Genomic DNA, 5332 nt, shown 5'->3' with positions numbered 1-5332 from the left:
GGTGTGTGGTTGTTCTTTGAGAACTCAACAGGGTGCTTGTAAAGCCAGTGCCAATTGTTTTATACCCCGGACTGGGCAGGCTTTGGTCTGTTTGGTTGGGATTCCTTTGGCAACACTTTTGTTGCCAGGACATTGTGTCCGACAAAGTTTTTGTTGGAGAGTTTGATCCTGGCTCAGGACGAACGCTGGCGGCGTGCTTAACACATGCAAGTCGAGCGGAAAGGCCCTTCGGGGTACTCGAGCGGCGAACGGGTGAGTAACACGTGAGCAACCTGCCCTAGGCTTTGGGATAACCCCGGGAAACCGGGGCTAATACCGAATATGACTTGACCTCGCATGGGGTTGGGTGGAAAGTTTTTCGGCCTGGGATGGGCTCGCGGCCTATCAGCTTGTTGGTGGGGTGATGGCCTACCAAGGCGACGACGGGTAGCCGGCCTGAGAGGGCGACCGGCCACACTGGGACTGAGACACGGCCCAGACTCCTACGGGAGGCAGCAGTGGGGAATATTGCACAATGGGCGGAAGCCTGATGCAGCGACGCCGCGTGAGGGATGACGGCCTTCGGGTTGTAAACCTCTTTCAGCAGGGACGAAGCGTAAGTGACGGTACCTGCAGAAGAAGCGCCGGCCAACTACGTGCCAGCAGCCGCGGTAAGACGTAGGGCGCGAGCGTTGTCCGGATTTATTGGGCGTAAAGAGCTCGTAGGCGGCTTGTCGCGTCGACCGTGAAAACCTGGGGCTCAACCCCAGGCCTGCGGTCGATACGGGCAGGCTAGAGTTCGGTAGGGGAGACTGGAATTCCTGGTGTAGCGGTGAAATGCGCAGATATCAGGAGGAACACCGGTGGCGAAGGCGGGTCTCTGGGCCGATACTGACGCTGAGGAGCGAAAGCGTGGGGAGCGAACAGGATTAGATACCCTGGTAGTCCACGCTGTAAACGTTGGGCGCTAGGTGTGGGGGGCCTCTCCGGTTCCCTGTGCCGCAGCTAACGCATTAAGCGCCCCGCCTGGGGAGTACGGCCGCAAGGCTAAAACTCAAAGGAATTGACGGGGGCCCGCACAAGCGGCGGAGCATGCGGATTAATTCGATGCAACGCGAAGAACCTTACCTGGGTTTGACATGGCCGCAAAACTTGCAGAGATGTAAGGTCCTTCGGGGGCGGTCACAGGTGGTGCATGGCTGTCGTCAGCTCGTGTCGTGAGATGTTGGGTTAAGTCCCGCAACGAGCGCAACCCTCGTTCGATGTTGCCAGCGCGTTATGGCGGGGACTCATCGAAGACTGCCGGGGTCAACTCGGAGGAAGGTGGGGATGACGTCAAGTCATCATGCCCCTTATGTCCAGGGCTTCACGCATGCTACAATGGCCGGTACAATGGGCTGCGATACCGTGAGGTGGAGCGAATCCCAAAAAGCCGGTCTCAGTTCGGATCGGGGTCTGCAACTCGACCCCGTGAAGTCGGAGTCGCTAGTAATCGCAGATCAGCAACGCTGCGGTGAATACGTTCCCGGGCCTTGTACACACCGCCCGTCACGTCACGAAAGTCGGCAACACCCGAAGCCGGTGGCCCAACCCTTGTGGAGGGAGCCGTCGAAGGTGGGGCTGGCGATTGGGACGAAGTCGTAACAAGGTAGCCGTACCGGAAGGTGCGGCTGGATCACCTCCTTTCTAAGGAGCACCATCCAGCGAAAGCTGGTATGGAGCCCGCGACCTGCGAATGTCGGGTCGGGGTGCTCAGATGGCGGAGACACTGGTTAGTCAGGCGCCGGCAACGGCCGGAATTTTCCTAGTACAGCTGCTCTTCGGGGTGGTGGGAACGGGGTTCTGGTGCGGCTGGTGACTGGCGTAAGCACCCTGTTGGGTCCTGAAGGAACAACCGGTGGTTGTCTTTCAGAGCCTTGGAGCGGACGTGAGGGTTCGCCGGGCGCCAGGCATGGCCTGGTTCTTCATACCGCCGGCGGTTGTCGGGTCTGGTGGGGAACGGATCGGGTTGTGGGTTGGTTGTTTGTTGAGAATTGCACAGTGGACGCGAGCATCTTTGTGGTCAAGTTGTCAAGGGCGAACGGTGGATGCCTTGGCACCAGGAGCCGATGAAGGACGTGGGAGGCCGCGATAGGCCTGGGGGAGCTGTCAACCGAGCTGTGATCCCAGGGTGTCCGAATGGGGGAACCCGGCATCAGTCATGTGATGTCACCCGCACCTGAACACATAGGGTGTGTGGGGGGAACGCGGGGAAGTGAAACATCTCAGTACCCGTAGGAAGAGAAAACAATTTAGTGATTCCGTGAGTAGTGGCGAGCGAAAGCGGATTGAGGCTAAACCGGCGGCGTGTGATACCTGTCAGGGGTTGCGTGGTCGGGGTTGTGGGACCCTGCTGATTGTGCTGACACACAGTCGAGAAGTTACAAAGCCAGTGGTTAGTCGAACAGTCTGGAATGGCTGACCGTAGACGGTGATAGTCCGGTAGGTGAAAGCTGCTGGTCTTCTGTGGGTGTTCCCGAGTAGCGGCGGACTCCTGAAATCTGCCGTGAATCTGCCAGGACCACCTGGTAAGCCTAAATACTTCCTGGTGACCGATAGCGGACGAGTACCGTGAGGGAATGGTGAAAAGTACCCCGGGAGGGGAGTGAAATAGTACCTGAAACCGTTCGCCTACAATCCGTCGGAGCCTTACGGGGTGACGGCGTGCCTTTTGAAGAATGAGCCTGCGAGTTAGTGGCATGTGGCGAGGTTAACCCGGGTGGGGGAGCCGTAGCGAAAGCGAGTCTGAATAGGGCGTTTTTAGTCGCATGCTCTAGACCCGAAGCGGAGTGATCTAGCCATGGGCAGGCTGAAGCGCGGGTAAGACCGCGTGGAGGGCCGAACCCACCAACGTTGAAAAGTTGGGGGATGACCTGTGGTTAGGGGTGAAAGGCCAATCAAACTCCGTGATAGCTGGTTCTCCCCGAAATGCATTTAGGTGCAGCGTCGCGTGTTTCTTGCCGGAGGTAGAGCACTGGATGGTCTAGGGGGCCCACAAGCTTACCGAAATCAGCCAAACTCCGAATGCCGGTAAGTGAGAGCGCGGCAGTGAGACTGCGGGGGATAAGCTTCGTAGTCGAGAGGGAAACAGCCCAGATCACCAGCTAAGGCCCCTAAGCGTGTGCTAAGTGGAAAAGGATGTGGGGTCGCATAGACAACCAGGAGGTTGGCTTAGAAGCAGCCACCCTTTAAAGAGTGCGTAATAGCTCACTGGTCAAGTGGTTCCGCGCCGACAATGTAGCGGGGCTCAAGCACACCGCCGAAGCTGTGGCATTCACATTTCAACTTCGCGGCGCCTTGATGTGCCGTGCAGGTGTGTGGATGGGTAGGGGAGCGTCGTGCCGGGGGTGAAGCGACGGGGTGACCTAGTTGTGGACACGGCACGAGTGAGAATGCAGGCATGAGTAGCGAAAGAAGGGTGAGAAACCCTTCCGCCGGATGACCAAGGGTTCCAGGGCCAGGCTAATCCGCCCTGGGTGAGTCGGGACCTAAGGCGAGGCCGAGAGGCGTAGTCGATGGACAACGGGTTGATATTCCCGTACCCGCGAAAGAGCGACCCTGACGAACCTCGTTGTGCTAACCACCCGAGCTCCGGGAGGTCTTCGGACCGAACGGGGGGAGCGTGGGAACCTGGCGGGTAGTAGTCAAGCGATGGGGTGACGCAGGAAGGTAGCTGAGCCCGGCCGGTGGTTGTGCCGGGGTAAGCGTGTAGGCCGTGCCGTAGGCAAATCCGCGGTGCATTGAGGCTGAGACGTGATGCCGAGCCGATTCAGGTGAAGTCAGTGATCCTATGCTGCCGAGAAAAGCCTCTAGCGAGTTCTTAGCGGCCCGTACCCCAAACCGACACAGGTGGTCAGGTAGAGAATACCGAGGCGATCGGGCGAACTGTGGTTAAGGAACTCGGCAAATTGCCCCCGTAACTTAGGGAGAAGGGGGGCCGGAGACGTGAAGCCCCGCGCGGGTGGAGCGTTGTATGGCCGCAGAGAGCAGGGGGAAGCGACTGTTTACTAAAAACACAGGTCCATGCGAAGAAGTAATTCGATGTATATGGACTGACGCCTGCCCGGTGCTGGAACGTTAAGGGGACCTGTTAGCTCTTCGGGGCGAAGCGGAGAACTTAAGCGCCAGTAAACGGCGGTGGTAACTATAACCATCCTAAGGTAGCGAAATTCCTTGTCGGGTAAGTTCCGACCTGCACGAATGGCGTAACGACTTCCCCACTGTCTCAACCACAGGCCCGGCGAAATTGCATTACGAGTAAAGATGCTCGTTACGCGCGGCAGGACGGAAAGACCCCGGGACCTTTACTATAGCTTGACATTGGTATCTGAATTAGCTTGTGTAGGATAGGTGGGAGCCGGTGAAGTCCATACGCCAGTATGGGTGGAGGCAATCTTGAAATACCACTCTGGTTGATTTGGGTATCTAACTTCGGACCGTTATCCGGTTCAGGGACAGTGTCTGGTGGGTAGTTTAACTGGGGCGGTTGCCTCCTAAAGGGTAACGGAGGCGCCCAAAGGTTCCCTCAGCCTGGTTGGCAATCAGGTGTTGAGTGCAAGTGCACAAGGGAGCTTGACTGTGAGACTGACAGGTCGAGCAGGGACGAAAGTCGGGACTAGTGATCCGGCACTGGCATGTGGAAGCGGTGTCGCTCAACGGATAAAAGGTACCCCGGGGATAACAGGCTGATCTTCCCCAAGAGTCCATATCGACGGGATGGTTTGGCACCTCGATGTCGGCTCGTCGCATCCTGGGGCTGTAGCAGGTCCCAAGGGTTGGGCTGTTCGCCCATTAAAGCGGTACGCGAGCTGGGTTTAGAACGTCGTGAGACAGTTCGGTCCCTATCCGCCGTGCGCGTAGGATACTTGAGAAGGGCTGTCCCTAGTACGAGAGGACCGGGACGGACGAACCTCTGGTGTGCCAGTTGTCCCGCCAGGGGCACGGCTGGTTAGCTACGTTCGGAAGGGATAACCGCTGAAAGCATCTAAGCGGGAAGCTCGCTTCAAGATGAGGTATCCCACCCACATTTGTGGGGTAAGGCCCCCAGCTAGACGACTGGGTTGATAGGCCGGAAATGTAAGCCCGGTAACGGGTTCAGTTGACCGGTACTAATAGGCCGAGGACTTGACTACCAAGCTGCTACGCGTCCACTGTGCAACTCAGAACAAACAAACAACCCGTGGGTTGGTTGACATGTTCATAGAGTTACGGCGGTCATGGCGGAGGGGAAACGCCCGGTAACATTCCGAACCCGGAAGCTAAGCCCTCCAGCGCCGATGGTACTGCACTCGGGAGGGTGTGGGAGAGTAGGACA

At 57.9% G+C, this 5332-nt stretch carries 3 rRNA genes; all 3 read left to right on the top strand.

Features of this window, described 5'->3' with window-relative positions:
* Positions 1-150 precede the first annotated feature (150 nt).
* Positions 151-1665 (top strand): 16S ribosomal RNA (locus tag ACIA5A_RS30770).
* A 374-nt stretch (positions 1666-2039) separates the two neighbouring features.
* A 23S ribosomal RNA gene (locus ACIA5A_RS30765) occupies positions 2040-5150 on the top strand.
* 74 nt (positions 5151-5224) lie between these two features.
* Positions 5225-5332, top strand: a 5S ribosomal RNA gene (gene rrf, locus ACIA5A_RS30760); the annotation flags it as partial.

This window comes from Micromonospora sp. NPDC051300, from assembly GCF_044455315.1.
GTDB lineage: Bacteria > Actinomycetota > Actinomycetes > Mycobacteriales > Micromonosporaceae > Micromonospora > Micromonospora robiginosa.
This window is presented reverse-complemented; position numbering and strand designations above follow the sequence as displayed.